The organism is Geodermatophilus sp. SMS 5-13 (assembly GCF_059428245.1).
In genome coordinates this window covers 5,747,700-5,765,558 of record NZ_CP165729.1, presented here as the reverse complement: position 1 = coordinate 5,765,558, position 17,859 = coordinate 5,747,700, and the positions used below count along the sequence as shown (strand labels likewise).

13 protein-coding genes are annotated in these 17,859 nt (G+C 75.5%); 5 read left to right on the top strand and 8 right to left on the bottom strand.

Annotation, left to right across the window (positions count from 1 at the left end; translation table 11 throughout):
- Nucleotides 1–17: 17 nt before the first annotated feature.
- The 4 genes from AB3388_RS27935 to efeU all read right to left on the bottom strand — a co-directional run bounded on the left by AB3388_RS27935 (nt 18) and on the right by efeU (nt 5,190).
- A complete protein-coding gene (locus AB3388_RS27935; RefSeq protein ID WP_495408604.1) occupies nt 18–1,673 on the bottom strand; it encodes a protein kinase domain-containing protein in 1,656 nt (551 codons plus the stop codon).
- A gap of 176 nt (nt 1,674–1,849) precedes the next feature.
- Nucleotides 1,850–3,154, bottom strand: a complete 1,305-nt coding sequence (gene efeB / locus AB3388_RS27930) for an iron uptake transporter deferrochelatase/peroxidase subunit (RefSeq protein ID WP_495408603.1) — start codon at nt 3,152–3,154, stop codon at nt 1,850–1,852.
- A gap of 7 nt (nt 3,155–3,161) precedes the next feature.
- Complete coding sequence (gene efeO, locus AB3388_RS27925) at nt 3,162–4,301, bottom strand: iron uptake system protein EfeO (protein ID WP_495408602.1); 1,140 nt, start codon at nt 4,299–4,301, stop codon at nt 3,162–3,164.
- Nucleotides 4,294–5,190 carry an iron uptake transporter permease EfeU gene (gene efeU, locus AB3388_RS27920; protein WP_495408601.1) on the bottom strand — a complete coding sequence of 299 codons (897 nt, stop codon included), beginning with the start codon at nt 5,188–5,190 and terminating at the stop codon, nt 4,294–4,296. Before efeU ends, efeO begins: the two co-directional genes overlap by 8 nt.
- Before the next feature lie 199 nt (nt 5,191–5,389).
- Here efeU and AB3388_RS27915 point away from each other — a divergent pair, with 199 nt between their 5' ends.
- The 3 genes from AB3388_RS27915 to AB3388_RS27905 all read left to right on the top strand — a co-directional run bounded on the left by AB3388_RS27915 (nt 5,390) and on the right by AB3388_RS27905 (nt 7,980).
- Nucleotides 5,390–6,352: a cyclase family protein gene (locus AB3388_RS27915; RefSeq protein ID WP_495408600.1), complete on the top strand. Its 963-nt coding sequence runs from the start codon at nt 5,390–5,392 to the stop codon at nt 6,350–6,352.
- Nucleotides 6,353–6,468: 116 nt separating this feature from the next.
- Nucleotides 6,469–7,245 carry an enoyl-CoA hydratase-related protein gene (locus AB3388_RS27910; RefSeq protein WP_495408599.1) on the top strand — a complete coding sequence of 259 codons (777 nt, stop codon included), beginning with the start codon at nt 6,469–6,471 and terminating at the stop codon, nt 7,243–7,245.
- A gap of 135 nt (nt 7,246–7,380) precedes the next feature.
- Nucleotides 7,381–7,980, top strand: a complete 600-nt coding sequence (locus AB3388_RS27905) for a hypothetical protein (RefSeq protein ID WP_495408598.1) — start codon at nt 7,381–7,383, stop codon at nt 7,978–7,980.
- Here the strand turns inward: AB3388_RS27905 and AB3388_RS27900 are convergent.
- From AB3388_RS27900 to AB3388_RS27890, 3 genes are all read right to left on the bottom strand, one after another.
- The gene (locus AB3388_RS27900) at nt 7,954–9,456 is read right to left on the bottom strand and encodes a dynamin family protein (protein ID WP_495408597.1); all 1,503 of its coding nucleotides are present in this window, start codon (nt 9,454–9,456) and stop codon (nt 7,954–7,956) included. The genes AB3388_RS27905 and AB3388_RS27900 overlap by 27 nt on opposite strands.
- A complete protein-coding gene (locus AB3388_RS27895; protein ID WP_495408596.1) occupies nt 9,453–11,303 on the bottom strand; it encodes a dynamin family protein in 1,851 nt (616 codons plus the stop codon). Before AB3388_RS27895 ends, AB3388_RS27900 begins: the two co-directional genes overlap by 4 nt.
- 127 nt (nt 11,304–11,430) lie before the next feature.
- Nucleotides 11,431–12,738, bottom strand: a complete 1,308-nt coding sequence (locus AB3388_RS27890; RefSeq protein WP_495408595.1) for an IniB N-terminal domain-containing protein — start codon at nt 12,736–12,738, stop codon at nt 11,431–11,433.
- A 295-nt stretch (nt 12,739–13,033) separates the two neighbouring features.
- On the opposite strand from AB3388_RS27890, the gene AB3388_RS27885 reads away from it, so the two are divergent.
- Entirely contained in the window at nt 13,034–14,875 is a 1,842-nt protein-coding gene (locus AB3388_RS27885; protein ID WP_495408594.1) for an Hsp70 family protein, read from the top strand.
- Nucleotides 14,872–17,445 carry a helix-turn-helix transcriptional regulator gene (locus AB3388_RS27880; protein ID WP_495408593.1) on the top strand — a complete coding sequence of 858 codons (2,574 nt, stop codon included), beginning with the start codon at nt 14,872–14,874 and terminating at the stop codon, nt 17,443–17,445. Before AB3388_RS27885 ends, AB3388_RS27880 begins: the two co-directional genes overlap by 4 nt.
- Nucleotides 17,446–17,552: 107 nt before the next feature.
- Here the strand turns inward: AB3388_RS27880 and AB3388_RS27875 are convergent, their stop codons facing one another.
- Nucleotides 17,553–17,807, bottom strand: coding sequence for a hypothetical protein (locus AB3388_RS27875; RefSeq protein ID WP_495408592.1), 255 nt, complete (start codon nt 17,805–17,807; stop codon nt 17,553–17,555).
- Nucleotides 17,808–17,859 lie beyond the last annotated feature (52 nt).

Here is a 17,859-nt window from a genome sequence, read left to right as displayed (position 1 = left end):
CGGGGGACACGGCGGGTTCAGTCGTCGTCGGTGGCGTCGAGCTGGCTCGTGCTCGGTGTCGAGTTGCCGGCCGGCGGCGCGGACGAGGTGTCACTGCCCGTCCCGGTCCCAGTGCCCGTGCCCGTCCCTGTCCCCGAGCCGGACCCCGAGCCCGCCGAGGACGACGGATCGGTCGGGGACGTGTCATCGGTCGGGGTCGTCGGGTCACCCTCGAGGGAGGACGGCACGGTGGTCGTCGCGGTCGTCGGCGTCGTGGGGGTGGGCTCGGCGGCCTCTGTGGTGACGCTGTCGGACGTGGTCACGTCCGCGGGCGCCGGCGCCTGGTCGCCGAGCACCGCGGACTCCTCCTGCGGCACGCGGGTGTTCGTGTCCTCCCCCGGCGCGCGGGCGTAGGAGACGACGACGACGTCGCCGGCCGACAGCTCCTGCCCCACCGGGCTCACGTCCGTGACGTTGCCGGGCTGCGCGGCGGGATCCACGACGGGCTTGAGCTGCACCTGGAGGCCGCGCCGGGTCAGCTCCGTGACGACGTCGTCGACCGGCCGGCCCACGTACTGGGCCGCGGCGAGGACGATGCCCGGGCTGTCCAGCTTCTTGGTGGCGGCGGCGGGCGCCGAGCCGCCGTCGTCCGACGCCCGCTGCAGGAACAGGAACGCGGTCGCCGCGCCCACCGCCAGGAGGAGGACGGCGGCGAGCACGAGCGCCATCGACCGGCGCCGGCGCGCCGGCGGGCTGATGACGTGCGCGGCGGGCGTGACCTGCGTGGCGGAGTCGACGGCGCCCGGGGCCGGCACCGCGGCGGCCGGCCGGTCGACGGCGATCGTCGGAGGCTCGCGGCCGGCGATGGCCTCCTCGATCGCGTCGACGAACGCCGCGCCGTCGGCGTACCGGGCGTCCGGGTCCTTGTTCAGCGCCTGGCCGATGAGCGTGCGGACGCCCCGCGGCAGCTCCTCCGGCAGCGGGTCGGGGTTCTGCCGCACCTGCTTGAGCGCGATCGTGACCGGGTTGTCGCCCTCGAAGGCGGCGCGGCCGACCAGGCACTCGTAGCCGACCAGGCCGAGCGCGTAGACGTCGCTGGCCGGGGTGGCGTGCTTGCCCTCTGCCTGCTCCGGCGAGAGGTACTGCGCGGTGCCGATCACCTGGCCGGTGCGGGTCAGCGGCACGCTGCCGGCCGACCAGGCGATGCCGAAGTCGGTGATCTTCACGCTGCCGTCGGACCGGACCAGGATGTTCCCCGGCTTGACGTCGCGGTGCACCATGCCGACGCGGTGCGCCTCGGCGAGGGCGGACCCGGTCTGGCGCAGCACGGACAGGGTCGCCGGGATGTCCAGCGGGGCCTCCCGCCGCAGCACCGCCGACAGCGGCTCGCCCTCCACCAGCTCCATGACCAGGTAGGCGAGCGTCTCGCCGCTGCCGTCCTCGGTGACCACCTCGCCGTAGTCGAAGACGGCGGCGATGTTGGGGTGCGAGAGCGAGGCGGCGTGCTGGGCCTCGGCCCGGAACCGGGCGAGGAACGTGGGGTCACCGGTGTACTCGCTGCGGAGGACCTTCACCGCGACCGGCCGGCCGAGCAGGTCGTCGTGGCCGCGCCACACCTGCCCCATGCCGCCGGCCGCGATCAGCTGCTGCAGCTCGTAGCGGTCACCCAGGCAGCGACGTCCTGGTTCGACCACCGTGGGTCACTCCTCGCGCTGTCCGGCCCGACTGTCTGCGGGCCGCCCCCACTGCCGCCCAAGGGCAGACGCTGCGTGCGCCACCCGTGTCACTCGGTGCCCGGACGGCGCAGCACTCACACATGCCCCAGCAGACGATATGTCAGGACGGACCGGTCCGGGGCGTGAAGTACGCGTCACCCCTCGAGCAGGGCGCGGCCCCACCAGTCGTCGTCCCCCCGGACGCCGGGCGGGCAGGCGAAGACTGCCGACGAGGTGTGCTGGATGTACTCGTTCATCGCGTCGTGCCGCAGGTTCCTCTGCACCTGGACGAAGCCGGTGTCGGGGTTGCGCTGGTAGGCGATGAAGAACAGCCCGGCGTCGAGCCGGCCCAGGCCGTCGGAGCCGTCGACGAAGCTGTAGCCGCGGCGCAGGATCGCCGTCCCGGAGTTGTTCGGGTGGGCGAGGAAGACGTGCGAGGTCTCCGGGATGGCGAACTCGCCGTCCACCTGCGTGGTGAAGTCCACCGGGTCGAACTCGGCCTTCTGGCCGAGCGGCGCCCCCGTCCCCTTCGTGCGGCCGATGATCTGCTCCTGCTCGCGCAGCGGCTGCCGGTCCCAGGTCTCGATCTCCATGCGGATCCGGCGGGTGACCAGGTAGGAGCCACCGGTCAGCCAGCCGGGGCCGTCGCCGTCGGCGACCCAGACGAACTTCTCGAGCGCGGAGTCGTTCTCGGCCTTGAGGTTGTCGGTGCCGTCCTTCATCCCGAACAGGTTGCGCGGGGTGGCCTGGCCGGTGGACGTCGACGACGTCCGCCCGAACCCCAGTTGCGACCACCGGATGCTGACCACGCCCTGCCCGATGCGGGCCAGGTTGCGCACGGCGTGCACGGCGACCTGCGGGTCGTTGGCGCAGGCCTGGATGCACAGGTCGCCGCCGCTGATCGCCGGGTCGATCTCCTCGCCCTGGAACGGCGGCAGCTCGCGCAGCGGCTCGGGCCGCTGGGCGGCGATGCCGAACCGGTCGACGCCGTCGGCGGTGGTGAACAGCGTCGGGCCGAAGCCGAGGGTGAGCGTGAGGCCGGAGGCGGGCAGGCCGATCGCCTCCCCGGTGTCGTCCGGCGGGACGTAGGCGTTGTCGGGGAGGGACCCGATCGGCCCGGCGTCGCGGCCGGCGGTCATCCGGCGAGCGGCGGCGGTCCAGTCCTTCAGCAGCCGCGACAGGGTGTCGCGGTCGTCGGCGATGACGTCGAACGCGACGAAGTGCAGCCGGTCCTGCTGGGGCGTGGTGATGCCGGCCTGGTGCGCACCGGTGAAGGCGATCGCGTCGGAAGCCGCGGACGCGGGCGCGGTGGCCGCCTCGTCGCCGGTGGCCCGGCCGACGGCGCCGCCGGCGACGCCGCCGACGGCGACCCCGGCCGCGCCGATGCCCGCCCAGCCGAACAGCCGGCGCCGGGAGATGCCCCGCGCCGGCTGGTCGGTCGCCGCCTCGTGCTGCGTCATGGTGCTCCTACTGCGCGATCACCGCAGGCACCTGGCTGACCTGCGCGGCGAGCGCGTTGATCGAGTCGGACAGCCCGCGCAGCTGGTCCTGCGTCAGGTCTGTGTAGGTCGTCCAGGTGTCCGCGGTGTGGTACTTCTCCAGCTCGGCCGAGGCCGCCTCGAACTGCTCGTCCAGCGCGCCGGCCAGGTCGGCGTCGCGATCGGCGATCACCGGCCGCAGCGACTGGATCGCGGCCTCGGAGCCCTCCAGGTTGGCCGAGAAGTCGTACAGGTCCGTGTGGGAGTAACGGTCCTCCTCGCCCGTGATCTTCCCGGTGGCGATCTCGTCGAGGAGGCCGAGCGCGCCGTTGGCCAGGTCCAGCGGCTGCAGCTCGAGGTCCTGCACGCGGTCGGCGAGGTCGTCGACGTCGGTCATCAGCTGGTCGGCCGTCGGACCGGACCGCGAGATGTCGCCGGTCTGCCACAGGTCGCGCTCGAGGACGTGGAAGCCGGTCCAGGTGTCGCCGGGCTCGACGTCGTTCTCCCGGGCGTCGATCCTGGGGTCGAGGTCGCCGAAGCTCTCGGCCACCGGCTCCACCCGCTCGTAGTAGGACCGGGCGACCGGGAAGAGCGTCTGGGCGGCCGGGATGTCGCCTGCCTTGACCGCGTCGACGAACTCCTGGGTCTTCTCCCGCAGCGCGCCGACCTGGGTCTGCACGTACTTCGTGTAGCTGTCGACAGCGGCGGAGAGCTCCTCGTCGTCGGAGAGCTGGGTGGCCTCGCCGGTGACCTGGAGGTGCTGCCGGATGCCGTCGCCGACCATGCCGGGCTTGCAGGCGGTCTCGTAGTCCCCGGCCGGAAGCTCGACGAGCAGGTCGCGGGCCACGCCGGGGGCGATGTTCTCGACCTCGCCCATGATCCGGTCGCCCTCGGCGTAGACGTAGAACTCGGTCACCTTCGAGCCGGTGTTGGTGACCTCGAAGCTGTGCGTGCCGGCCTCGAGGGTGTCGGCGTCGACGTCGCAGGAACTGTCGGTGGCGGCCACGGCGATGGAGTCCCGGGCCTCCGACGACCCGCCGTCCGAACCGCCGGAGGAGCCGCTGCAGGCGGCGGTCGCCAGCGCCGCGACGGTGCCGACGGCGAAGAGCAGGATGCGACGGTCACGCACGGGACTTCTCCGGGGTGGTCGGGGTGGCCGCAGCCACGTCGGTGAGGGCCTCGGGGGCGGGGGACGGTCCGGTCTTCCTGGCGCGCGACGGCCAGAGGAACAGCGCGAGCACCGGGATCAGGTAGACGACCCAGGCGACCGTCTCGAGCACCGACGGCTGCGGCGTGATGTTGAACAGCCCGGAGATGACGGCGCCGTACCAGCTGCTCGGGTCGAGGACGCCGGAGATGTCGAAGGCGTGGGTGGACAGGCCGGGCAGGACGCCGGCCTCCTGGAAGTCGTGGACGCCGTACTTGAAGATGCCGGCGGCCACGAAGATCAGCAGGACGCCGCTGATCGTGAAGAACTTCGTCAGGTTGATCCGGATGGCGCCCGCGTAGAGCAGCACCCCGAGGACGACGGCGCTGAGCAGGCCGGCGCCGATGCCCAGCAGCGGGGCGGCGGTCGTGGCGCCCTGCGCGGAGGCGAAGAACAGCAGCGTGGTCTCCAGGCCCTCGCGGGCGACGGCGAGGAAGGCGATCCCGACGACCGCGCCGATGCCCATCCCGATGGCGCCGTCGAGCCGGCCGCGCAGCTCGCCGGACAGCCGGCGCGCGGTGCGCCGCATCCAGAAGATCATCCAGGTGACGAGGCCGACCGCGACCACGGAGGTGATCGCGTCGAACAGCTCGTGCTGGGGGCCGTACAGGACCGTCGAGGAGAGGTAGGTGAGCAGCCAGCCGAAGCCCAGGCTCAGCGCCCCGGCCGCGCCCACCCCGGCCCAGACCGGCAGCAGGTGCCGGCGGCGGCCGGTCCTGACCAGGTAGGCCACGAGGACGCTGACGACGAGGACCATCTCCAGGCCCTCGCGCAGGCCGATCAGGTAGCTGGCGAGGAATGCCTGACCCATCGCACGACCACTCTCTGCCCGACTCCGCCCCGACCGGACGGCCTGAGGGAAGGCTTACCTTACTTCAGGTTGTCTGCGCCAACGACATGGCGGCTGCGTGGCCTTGCGACAGGGGCGGTCACCTGTGACGGTGGGCACACCGGCCCGGACCACGTGCGCAGGCCGGGCTCTCAGTGCCGAGACGACGGGAGATCTCTCCATGGCCAACCCGCAGACCGTTCCCGACATGGCCGAAGTCCTGGCCGACGCCCCGACCAACTGGGGCAAGTGGGGCGACGACGACGAGGTCGGCTCGCTGAACTACCTGACCGCCGAGGAGGTCCTGCGCGGCATCCGGCACGTGCAGAAGGGCGAGGTCTTCCCCCTGCAGCGGCTGATCGGCGACCCGAAGGGCGACCCCGTGTGGCCGGGCCGCACGCCGGCCACCCGCACGATGCTGCTGGACGAGTCGACCTGGGACGGCGAGGGCGCGCCGCAGTTCCCCGGCGGCCTGCACTACGCCGACGACAAGATCGAGGCCTTCCTCCAGGGGTCGACGCAGTACGACGCGCTGGGCCACGTCTGGTACGACGGAAAGATCTGGAACGGCTACGACGCCCGGACGACGGTCGGCGGCATGAAGAAGGCCAGCGTCGAGGCGATCGCCCAGCGCGGCGTCGTCGGCCGCGGGATCCTGCTCGACATGGCCCGTTTCCGCGGGAAGACCACCCTGGACAAGGGCGAGACGTTCAGCCACGAGGACCTGCTGGAGTGCGCGCGGGCGCAGGGCGTCCAGATCGAGAAGCACGACATCCTCGTCATCCGGACCAACTTCCTGCAGCTGTTCCACGACCAGGGCGACGCGTTCTACGAGGGCTTCAACGAGCCCGGCCTGGTCTACAGCCCCGAGCTCGTGCGCTGGTTCCAGGACATGGAGATCCCCAACCTGGTCACCGACACGATCGCCAACGAGGTCACCTACGACCCCAACAACGGCACCGCCCTGCCGCTGCACTGCGCGCTCATGCGCAACCTCGGGGTGACCCTCACCGAGATCGCGGACCTGGAGAAGCTGGCCGCCAGCTGCGCCGACGACAAGCAGTACACGTTCCTCTACGCCGCCGCGCCGCTGAAGGTGCACGAGGCGACCGGCTCCCCGGTGAACCCGCTCGCCATCAAGTGACCTGACCGGCCCGGGGCCACACAGGCGATGGAAGCCTTGCATGCATTCTGACCGCGAAGACGCATGCAAGGCTTCCATTGCCTGAACCCCAGCGACAGGAAGGCGGGACGACGACGATGTCCGACACCGTGACCCGGGAGGACGCCGACGGCGTCGCGACGATCACCCTGCAGCGGCCGGGCCTCTCGCACGCGCTGCGCACCGATCTGCTCGGCGTGGTCCAGGACGTCGCCGCCGACCCGTCGGTGCGGGCGGTGCTGCTCACCGGCAGCGGGCGCGCCTTCTGCGTGGGCCAGGACCTCGCCGAGCACGTGGAGTCCCTCCGCGGCGACGCGGCGAGCTCGCTGGGCGTCGTCGAGCAGGAGTACAACCCGCTGATCCTGGCGCTGGCCGGGCTGCGGGTGCCCGTCGTCGTCGGCATCAACGGCGCCGCGGCCGGCGCCGGGCTCGGCATCGCGCTGGCCGGCGACCTGCGGGTGGCCGCCGCCGGCGCGAAGTTCACGACGGCGTTCACCGGCATCGGCCTGTCCAGCGACTCGGCGCTGGCCACCCGGCTGGTGCACTCCGTCGGCCTCTCGCGGGCCACCGAGCTGCTGCTGCTGCCCGAGCCCTTCCTCGCCGAGACGGCGGCGCAGTGGGGGCTGGTGCACCGGGTGGTCGAGGCCGAGCGCGTGCTGCCCGAGGCGCAGGCGCTGGCCACGCGGCTGGCGAGCGGCCCGACGGCGGCCTACGCGGCCGTGAAGACGGTGCTCGCGACGGCGGCGACCGACCCGCTGGAGGACACCCTCGCGCTGGAGGCCCGGCTGCAGACCGAGCTCGGCAGCACCGCCGACCACCGCGAGGCCGTCGAGGCCTTCCTGGAGAAGCGCCCCGCCCGGTTCACCGGCCGCTGAGTCACGCAGCGCACCCTCGTCGCCGCGCGCGGTACCGACCGGCTGAGTACCGCGCCGTACCAGCGGAGCCGCCCGCCGGTCGCGGCGCGCGGCGGAGCGGGGGTGCGAGTCTGCGCGGCAGGAAGGGAGGCGTTCGTGACCCTCGCCCAGGACCGCCCCGTGACACCGGCCGCCGAGCCCGGCCCCCCGACCCGGCCGCCCCTCCGGCCGGCCGGGCCGCCGCCGCGACCACGGGTCACCAGCGACCTGCCGCTGCCCGGCACGGTGGCCACCCGCGCCCGGGCACCATGGCCGGTGCGGGCGGGCGGAGCGCTCTGGGTGCTCGCGCTGCTCGCCGGCGTGGTCGGGGTCGTCATCGCCGCCATCGACTCCACCGGCCTGCGCAGCGACCTGCTCGAGTCGGCGCGCGCCGCCGACCCCGACCGGGCGGCCTCGGTCCTGCAGGACGGCGCCGACGTCGTCCTCGCCGGCGCTGCCGCGTTCACCGGGGTGGCGCTGCTGGCCCTGCTCGCCGGGGTCCTGCTGCTGCGCGGTCGGCGGCCGGCCGCGCTGTGGGTGCTGCCGGTGGCGGGTGTGCTCGTGCTCGCCGCCGCCGGCATCGACCAGGGCCTGGTGGACGGCGGCGCGACCGGACTGGACCGCGCAGCCTTCCTCGTCTCCGGCGTCCTCGTCGTCGGGGCGCTCGGCCTGGTGCCGATCGCCCGGTCCTCACGCGCCTGGCTGCGCCGCCGCTGACCCCGCCAGGGCGCCGTCGAGCCCGGCGAGCACGCCCTCCACGGTCCGGACCACGACGCGGCACGCGTCCGCGGCGGCGCGCGAGGTCGCCGCGTCGGCCGCCCGCTCGCGCCACCGGCGCAACTCCTCCAGCGCGGCGGCCCGCAGGCCCTCCTCGGGGACGTCGGGCGCCAGCCCGAGCCGCTCCGCGGGCCCGGTGCCTTCGGCCCCGAGCAGCCGCTCGGCCGGCGCGCGGAGCGCCGGGGGCAGCGGCGGGTCCGCGGCCGCCAGCCGGCCCATCAGCTCGAGCTCCGCGACGTCGTGGCGGGCCAGGCGGACCCGCTCCAGGTGCGCCCACAGCGCGCCGTCCCCGGGGACGGGCGCGGTGCGCAGCACCTGCTCCACGGTCCGCAGCGCCGTCCCGGCCTTGACCGACGCCGCGCGCTGGACGAAGCGGACGGCGAGCAGCCGCTGCAGCTCGGCCAGGCCGCTGCGCCGGATCAGCTCGTCGGCGAGCGCGTCGGCGTGCTGCGCGCCGCCGCGGATCAGCGCGACCGACAGCCGGATGCCGAAGAGCCCCAGCCGCTCGGCGAGCGACGCCCGGATCTCGGCCGACACGGGGATCGGCGCCTCCGGCCGGCAGAACCGGTCGACGCTGAGCAGCATGCGCTCGGCATCGGCGCGGTCGGCGTCGGCCAGGCTCTTGAGGGCGACGAAGTCGCGGTGCCGCAGCGTGCGCCCGGCCAGCCCGAGCAGGCCGGACACGGGCAGCACCCCGGCGCCCAGCGCGCGGACGGCGGGGTCCTCGGCGGTGCGCCGGGCCAGGTCTTCGGCGGTGATGAGCGCGTCGAGCCGCCCGGACGCGGCCTCGTCGGCCCGTGACAGGACCAGCAGCGTGGTGGTGGCCAGGCCGGCGCCGCCGGTGGCCGACCGGAACGCGGTGAGGACGGCGAGGTCCTCGGGCTGCACCTGCCGGGTGAGGTAGACCAGGGCGTCCGGCGCGGGGACCTCGTCGGTGGCGACGAAGGCGCGGGTGCGCGCGCCCGCCTCGGCGGTCACCGAGGCGACCCCGGGGGTGTCCACGAGGGTCATGGGGACCAGCGCGGCCGTGGGCCAGTCGACCGCCAGCCGGTCCACCTCGGCGACCGGCGTGCCACCGAGGTCCAGCCGCAGCGCCCCCTCCGCCCGGTGCACCGGCAGCACCCGCGGCGAGCCGGTGACCGGGTGCAGCACCACCCGGGGGATCGGGCCGTTGCGGTACCAGGTGACGACGCGGGTGCACTCGCCGGCGTCGGTGGGCGCCAGCCGTTCCCCCACCAGCGCGTTGAGCAGCGTCGACTTGCCCGCCTTCACCCGGCCGACCAGCCCCACCCGCAGCGGCTCGTCGAGCCGGTCGCGCTGCGCCCGGAGCCGGGCCGCGGCCGCCGGCACGCCGGCGTAGTGGTCCAGTGCGGCGTCGAGGAGGTCGCGGACGCCGCCGCCGTCCGGGCCGGTCATCGGACCGCCGCCGTCCCGGGCAGCCGGCGCACCTCGTCGGTGAGCCGGTCGAGCTGCTCGAGCCGCCGGCGTACCTCGCGCAGCCGCGCCTCGCGCTCGACGGCGGCCGTGCGGGTGGCCTGCTGCGCTGCGCGCTGCGCCTCGGCCAGCGTGCGGGACAGTTCCGTCACCGTCTCGGCGATCAGGTCGCGCAGCGTGCGCTGGACCACCCGCAGCCGGTCCTTGAGGTGCTTGCCGGCCTGGAAGACGACCTCGTCGAGATGCCGGCGGACGATGCCGTTGGCCTCGTTCTGGCGGCGCTGCCGGCGGGTGGCGGCGTCGTCCTTGTAGGCCTTGCGGCCGAGTACCAGGCCGGCGACCACCGAGACCGGGTTGAGCAGCGGCAGCCCGGCCAGGCTGGTGACCAGGCCGGTCATGAGGACGCCGCTGTACGAGCCGCGCATGCCCACGAGCAGCCGCTCGCGGACCGTCGTCGCCCCGCTGTCCAGCGCGGCGAGCTCCACCAGCGAGTCCAGCACCTGCCCGGCCTCGCCGATCCCCAGCTCGGGGACGACGGCCGCGCGGTCCAGGGCGAACTGCTCGACGACCCGGGCGGCCAGCCACTCCGAGCGCTGGGTCGCCCAGACGAAGCTGTCGGTGACCGCGCCGGCCACCCGCTCCTCCAGCCAGTCGGCGATCTCGTCCCACATCGGCCCCGGGTCGTTGGCGTCGATCGTCTCCTCGGCCTCGCGGCCGATCACCCGCGACCGGTCCCGCAGGTCGAAGTCGATGTCGGCCATCAGGTCGGTGACCCCGTCGGCGAGCAGCTGCTGCCAGCGCGCCGAGCGGCGGTTGAGGTCCTCCAGGCGGGCGCGGACGGCCTCCAGCTCGCGCGCGGTCTCGGCCAGGGTCGCCGGGTCCTGCAGCGCGGCGAGCTCGGCCCGCGTGGCCAGCGCCAGTTGCTCGGTGACCGAGGCGACGTCGCGGGCCACCGACGTGCGCGCCCGCGCGGCCGCGGCCTCGCCCACCTCGCCGGAGAGGTGCGCCCGGAGGACGCCGATCCCGGACTCCTCGTGCAGCTCGGCGTCCCGCTGCGCCATCGCCATGATCTCCAGGACGGCGGAGACGGGGAGCACCGGCGCGTCGATCCCGGCCCGCGCGAGGTGCCCGCGGTCGAGGTCGGCCACCTCGCGCCAGTGCGGGTGCAGGTCGGTCTTGGTCAGGGCCACGACGACGTGCTCGCACAGCGCGGCCGCCTGGCCGAGGAAGGCCAGCTCGGGCGCGGTGAACTCCTGGGAGCCGTCGCTGACGACGACCACCGCGTGCGCGCCCGGCAGCAGGCCCACGGTCCGCATCGTCAGCGCCGCGTTCACGCTGTCGACGGCGGGGGTGTCGACGATCTCGAGGCCGCCGGAGAGCCACTGCCGGGGCAGCTGCGCCTCGGCCTGGACCAGCCGGCCCCCCGCGCCCTCCGCCGCGCGGGCCACCTGCGCGACGAGCGTCTCGACCGGCACCGCCGTCCGCTCCACGGCCGCGTCGTCGAGGAGGCCGGTCCCGCCGCCGTCCGGCCGGCCGAGGACGAGCGCCGCCGCGGGGGCCGGGCCGCCGCGCACCGCCGTCGGCACCGTCGTGGTGACCCCGGACCGGCCGATCGGCACGCCCTCCCCCGCCACCCCGCACACCGGCGCGCCCACCAGTGCGTTGACCAGGGCGCTCTTGCCCTGCCCCGCCTCGCCGGCGACCAGCACCCGGATCCCGGGGCGGGCGAGCCGCTGCCGCACCTGGGCGAGCCGGTGCTCCAGGTCCGTGCGGCCGCAGGCGGCGGCCAGGCCCTGCGCCCGGTCCAGCAGACCCGTGGGTGCGCTCACGCTTCCCCTTCCGACGACGGTGACGGCGGACGTGAGTCCGCCCGCATCCCATCAGTTCAGGATGCGGGCGGACAGCAGCCCGGCCCCGATCCCCCCGAGATCGAGGCCGGACTGGGCCGGTGGCCGGTCAGGCCGACGGGTAGTCCGCGCCGTCCGCGGGCAGCTCGACCTCGTTGCCCGAGAAGTTGTCGGAGAAGTTGTCCGAGAAGTTGTCGGACAGCGTGTCGTCGATCTCCTCGCCCGCCTGGACGACGCCGAGGCTCTCGTTGGCCGTGTTGGTGTCCTCGGTGCCGGCGTTGGCGACGTCCCCGGCGATGGCCACGTTCACGTCATCGACCTCGATGTCGGTGTCGACCTCGGTGTTGAAGGAGTCCTCGGTGTTGAAGGAGTCCTCGGTGTTGAACGAGTCCTCGGCGCCCGCGATCGAGCCGTCACCGAGGGCCACGTTCACGTCGTCGACGTCGATGTCGGTCTCGGTGTTGAACGAGTCCTCCGTGTTGAAGGAGTCGTTGGCGACGGCCCCGTTCTCGCCGGCGTTGGCGCCGTGGTCGGCGACGTTGCCGGAGTCGTCGACGTCGATGATGCCGGAGTTGTCGTTGCTCAGGACGTTGCCGCCGCCGTCGCCGAACTCGTTGCCGTTGTTGTTGAACGAGTCGTCGATGGAGACGTCGTTGTCGGTCGAGGCGCCCGACCCGGTGGCGTTGCCGTCGCCGTCGATGTCGTTGAAGCTGCCGTCGTTGTCCACGTCGTTGCCGAAGCCGACCGCGGCGCCGTCGCCGCTGTTCTCGATGGTCGTGACGGGGGAGTCGTCGACGTCGTCGCCGGCCGCGATCCCGCCGTCGCCGGCGATCGCCACGGTCGAGTCCTCGGCGAAGATGTTGAACTGGTCGCCCCAGACGCTGTGCGAGAAGTCCACCGTGGTGGTCGTGTTGTACGTGTAGTTCTGCGACACGTACTTGATGTGCTCGATGGCCAGGTAACCACTGTCGTGCTCGTGGCCGCCGTTGTGGTCCGGCCGGGACCCGTGGTCGGGCTTGTGCCCGTGGTGGTCGTCCTCGCGGTCGTGGCCGTAACCGCCGTGGTGGTCACGCTCGTCGTCGTCGTCGCGGTCGTGGCCGTAGCCGCCGTGGCCGCCGGAGCCGCCGTGGTTCCCGTAACCGCCGGAGTCCCCGTGGCCCCCGTAACCGCCGTGGCCACCGTGGGCCGCGGAGACGCCGTGGCCGCCGTAGCCCCCGTGGTCGGCGAAGGACCGCACGCCGGACGGCGCGTAGTCGGCCAGCATCGGCGCGATCGCCTCGACGTCGGCTGCGCACACGTCACCGAGCCCGGCATCGTCGAGCTCACCCTGGGGGTCCTCCGAGAACCGCGCCGCGGCCTCGGGGTCCTTCAGCAGCGAGATGATGAACTCGAGCAGGGTGCTCGTGAGAGTGGACATGATCACCTGATCCTCGATACGCGCCGTCCGCCGTCGTCCGGCTGCTGGCGGGAAGTCTTCGGTCGGGCGCCCGGCCGGGCATCGGGAGCCGGCCCGCGACCGGACGACCCCGTACTAGGGGGTCCCCCCTGACGCAGCGTTAGGGGATACGGGGTGTCGCCCCCCACTTCCGCCCCAGGGGACCCCACTGCGCGCACAGGTCACACAAAGCCACTGCGCACCGTTAGCGTCCGGAAGCCGGACGCCCCTCAGCCCACCGGGTCGTCCTAGGTCGAAGGAGACCAGGGGGAACTGGATGCGTTCGGACAGCTTCGGGCTGGGCCTGGACATCGGCGACTCGACCGTCACGGTGGCCGTGTGCCACTCCGGCGAGGAGCGGATCCCGGACGAGCCCCAGCTCCTGCGCCTCTCCCTCCCGGGAGCGGACGACGCACCGGCCGGGCAAGCGATGGCGCGGATCGGCGACCCGGTCCCGCTCTACGTCGGCGGGCGCGCGGTGCCGGCCGCCGAGGCGGTCGCCGAGGTCGTGACCGCGGTCGTCGACCGGATCGCCGAGGAGCGCGGCCGGCGCCCCGACCGGACGGTCCTCACCGTGCCGCCCTCCTGGGGGGAGCACCGCCGCCGGCTGCTCGAGGACGCCCTCGCCGGGGTGGCCCCGGACGCGGACGGTCCCGGTGTGGTCCTCGTGTCCGGCGCCGTGGCCGTCACCCGGCACACCCGCGCGAGCGGGGCGCTGCCGGCCGAGGCCACCGTCGCCGTGTACGACCTCGGCGCGAGCACCCTGGACACGGCCGTCGTCCGCAGCCGCGAGGACGGCGTAATCGAGCACGTCGCCACGCCCCCACCGCCGGTGCCCTGGGGCGGCCGGGACGTCGACGACGCCGTCGTCGCCCACGTGACCGGCTTCCTGCCCCCGCCCGTCCGGCGCCGCGGTCTCCCGCCGCTGCCGTCCGTCGCGCCGGCGGCCCTGCGCAGCGCCTGCGTCGCGGCCAAGGAGGCGCTCTGCACCGAGACCGACGTCCGCGTGGAGGTCGGCCCGGCGGAGGAGACGCGGCCGATCCGGCTGGTCCGCGAGGACCTCGACGAGCTGGTCGGCGAGGCCGTCGCCGCGTCGGTGGAGACCGTCCGCGCCGCCGTCACCGAGGCCGGCCTCGAGCCGGCGGATCTCGACGGGATCGTCCTGGCGGGCGGCGGTGCCCGGCTGCCGGTGGTGGCCGAGGCGCTCTCCGCCGCGCTCGGCCGCCCGGTCCTCGTCACCGCCGAGCCGGAGCTCGCGGCCGCCCGCGGCGCCGCCGAGCTCGCCGTCGACCTGATCACCGCGCCGGTGCCGGCCGCGTCCGAGGTCGTGGAGCCGGAGTCCCCGGAGGAGGACGACGAGCTGTCCCGGGCCCGGGTGCGCCGCGCGGCCCGGATCGAGAGCGGGCGCGGTCTCGGCACCGCGACCCGACGACTCGGCCGGGTCGGGATCGTCGCCGCGTTCTTCGTCGCCCTGCTGGTGGCCCCCGTGGTGCTGCTCGCCGCCCTCGACGACGACGTCCTGACCACCCAGAGCAGCACGGCCGCCGCGGCCGACGAGCCGGCTCCGCCGTCGCCCGCACCGGCGCCCTCACCGGCGGCCGCGGTGGCGCCCGCGCCGGCGCAGGCGGCGGACGGCGGCGCGGTCGAGCAGGCCGCGCAGACCTCGGTCCGGACCGGCAGCAGCTCCGCGGTGGGCGGCCCCCGCTCGACCCGGCGCCCGACGACGAGCGGCACCACGACGAGCGGCACGAGGACGAGCGGCACGACGGCGCAGGCACCGACGTCCAGCCAGTCGGCGGCCCCGGCCCCCGTCGGGACGACGCCGCCGCCCTCGCCCACCGGCAGCCCCGTGGGCCCGGGCACCGGCATGCAGCCGCCGACCGGTACCGGCACCGGCACCGGCACCGGGACCGGCACCTCCACTCCCCCGGGGACCGGCACCTCGACCCCGCCGGACACCGGGACTCCCACGCCTCCGGACACCGGCACGCCGACCCCGCCCGACCCGGGCACGGAGACCCCGCCGCCTCCGCCGGTGGAGGACCCCCCATCGGACGGCACGACCGCCCCCGAGACCGGTGGCACGACGGCCCCGGCCCCCCTGGAGGCGGCGGCATGACGCTCCTCGACGGCTGGTCCCTCGACGCCGCGCCCACCGAGGGCGGCACCGATCTGCCGGCGACCGCGGAGCGGCTGCTCGGCGACCTCGGCGGCCCCAACGCCGGCGGGACGGTCGTGGCCGTCCGCGGGGCCGGCGGCACGGGCAAGACCGCCCTGCTCGCGGAGCTGGGCGCGCTGTACGCGGCGGCCGGCCTGCCGGTGCTCGACCTGCGCCGGGCCCCGGCGGAGCTGCCCGGTGACGCCTCGCGGCGGGGCATCGCCGTCCTGGTCGACGACGCGCACCGGCTGGCCGGCCCACAGCTGGCGAAGGTCCGGCGGCTGGCCGGCGACCCCGGCGTCCGCATCGCGCTGGCCTACCGGCCGTGGCCCTGCCCCCCGGAGCTGACCGAGGTCGTGCGCGCGGGCGACGCCGGCGCGGCCGTGCTCGGCTACCTGACCCGGCCGGCGCTGCAGCGCTGGGCCACCCGGGAGCTGGGCACCTCCGTCGCCCCGTCAATGGTGGACGCCGTCCTGCAGCAGACCGCCGGCCTGCCGGCGCTCGCGCTGCCGCTGCTGCGCTGGCTGGCGCGGACGGCGCGGGCGGCGCCGTCCCAGCCGGGCCGGATGGACGTCCCACCCGAGGTCACCGGCCGGATCCGGGGCGATCTCGCGGCCATGGACGACGGCGGGCGCGGGGTTCTCTGCGCCCTCGCCGTCGGCGCCCCGCTGGACACCGACCTCCTCGGCGACGCGCTCGAGGTGCCGACGCGGCAGGCCGCCGAGCTGGTCAGCTGCGCACGGGCCAGCGGCTACCTGCTGCCGTCGGGGCAGGTCATCCCGCTGGTCCGCCGCGTGCTGCTGGCCGGGGCCCCGCGGGAGACGGTCCGCGGGCTGCGCCGGCGGCTGCTCGGCCTGCTGCTCGACCGCGGGGACCAGCCGGTGGAGCTGGCCCGCGCGCTGGCCGCCGAGGGTGACCGCGACGCCCGCGCCGGGCGGCTGCTGGAGGAGCTCGGCAGCGCGGCCCTGACCACGGACCCGAGGCTGGCCGGGGAGCTGCTCGCCGACGCCGCCGCGGTCGGCCGCCCGGCCGTCGCGCTGGCCGCCCGGCGGGCGCAGGCCGCGGCCCTGCTCGGCGACTTCGACCCGGCCCTGCAGTGGGCCGACACGGCGCTGCAGGACGACGCGGTGCCCGACCGGCCGCGGGCCGCGAGCGTGGCCGCCGCCGTCCTCGCCCAGCGGGGGCTGCTCACCCGCAGCGCGGACCTGCTGCGGTTGGCCGGGCCCGACGCCGCCGGTGCCCGGGCGCTGGTGCTGCTCGCCGGCGGCGCCCGGGCCGAGGCGGAGGCGGTGCTGGCGGACGGCGGGTCGGCCGCGGCGGGCCTGCTCGCCGCCGGGCAGACGCTCACCGCGCAGGGCGTGCTGGCCTCCCTGGGCACGGCAGGCTCGGCCGACGTCGCGGGCACGCTGTCGCTGCTCGCCCGGGCGACGGCGCTGCTGGAGCCGATCGGCCGAAGCGTGCTGCTGACCGACACCCCCGCCGCGCTCGCGGCCCTGGTGGCGCTGCACAACGGGGAGCCGGCCATCGCCGAGTCGGTGCTGCGGCGGGCGCTGACCACCGACCTCGGCGGCCGGCCCGCGCGCTCGCGGCACCTGCTGCTGCTGGCGTGGGCGGCGATGCTGCGCGGCCGGCTGCACGCGGCACGCGGCCACCTGACCGAGGCCGCGGGGGACCGCGACGGCCGGCTCGAGCCGCGCGACGAGCTCTTCCTGCGGGCGCTCGAGGTCGGCCTCGCCCGCCGGACCAGCGACCTCCCGGCCCTGACCCAGGCCTGGGAGCGGGCCCGCGAGGCGCTGCTGCGTCAGCCGGTCGACCTGTTCGCGCTGCTGCCGCTGGGTGAGCTGGTCGTGGCCGGGTCCCGGCTCGGCGCCGCCGAGGTGCTGGCGCCGCACCGGGCCGCCGCGGCGGAGCTGCTCGCCCGGCTCGGGGGCGCGCCGCTGTGGGCGACCGCGCTGCACTGGAGCGGTGTCCAGGCCGCGATCCTGACCGGTGACCCCGCTGCCCTCGGCCCGCACGCGACGGCGCTGGTCAGCGCCGCGCGCACCAACCGGTTCGCGGCCGCGCTGGTGCCGGCCGGCCGGTCGTGGCTGCGGGTGCTCACCGACGACGTGGACGCCGCCGCGGTCGTCGCGGCGGCGGAGGGCCTCGGCGGGGTGGGGCTGGCGTGGGACGGCTCGCGGCTGGCCGGCCAGGCCGCGGCCCGGGCGGCCGATCCCCGCGACCGGACGGCGCTGCTGCAGTGCGCGCGGGCGCTGGCGGAGGACGACGGGGCCGAGCCTGCGGCCCGGCCGGGCGCGGCACCGCCGGAGGCGGGACCGGAAGCGGGCCGGGGCTGCCAGCTCAGCTCGCGCGAGCGGGAGGTCGCCGAGTTGCTCGTCGCCGGGCAGACCTACCGCGAGGTCGGCGGCCGGTTGTTCATCTCGGCCAAGACCGTCGAGCACCACGTCGCACGGATCCGGCAGCGGCTCGGCGCCAGCAACCGGTCGGACCTGCTGGCCCGCCTACGCGCCGAGCTCGCGCTCGACACCTGAAGTCGGCGACCCCGCTGCACGGCCGTGCAGCGGGGTGCCGAAGAGTGCGCCGGCCGCCGGGGCTCCCCCACCCCACCCGGCGACCGGGCGTCCTGGTGCCGCGGGCGTCAGCGGGCGAGGGTGACGCAGGCGGGGCAGACGTCGCGGGCGGCGATGGGCCAGGAGACGTCGGTCATGATCCGGGCCAGCGAACCGCAGAGGGTGAGCTCGCAGGCGCCGTCGAACTCGACGGACGGGCGGTGCACCTCGACGGCGTGCCACAGGGCGGTGGTCGGGCCGTGCGCGCGGCTGCGGGCGGCGGCGTAGACGGTGGTGGCGACGGTGGTGGAGCGGAAGGCCGGGGCGACGGTCGAGGTGGTCATGCCCCGATCGGTCGGCAGGTCGCCGTCCTGCGGTTACGGCCCCCGGCGGTCC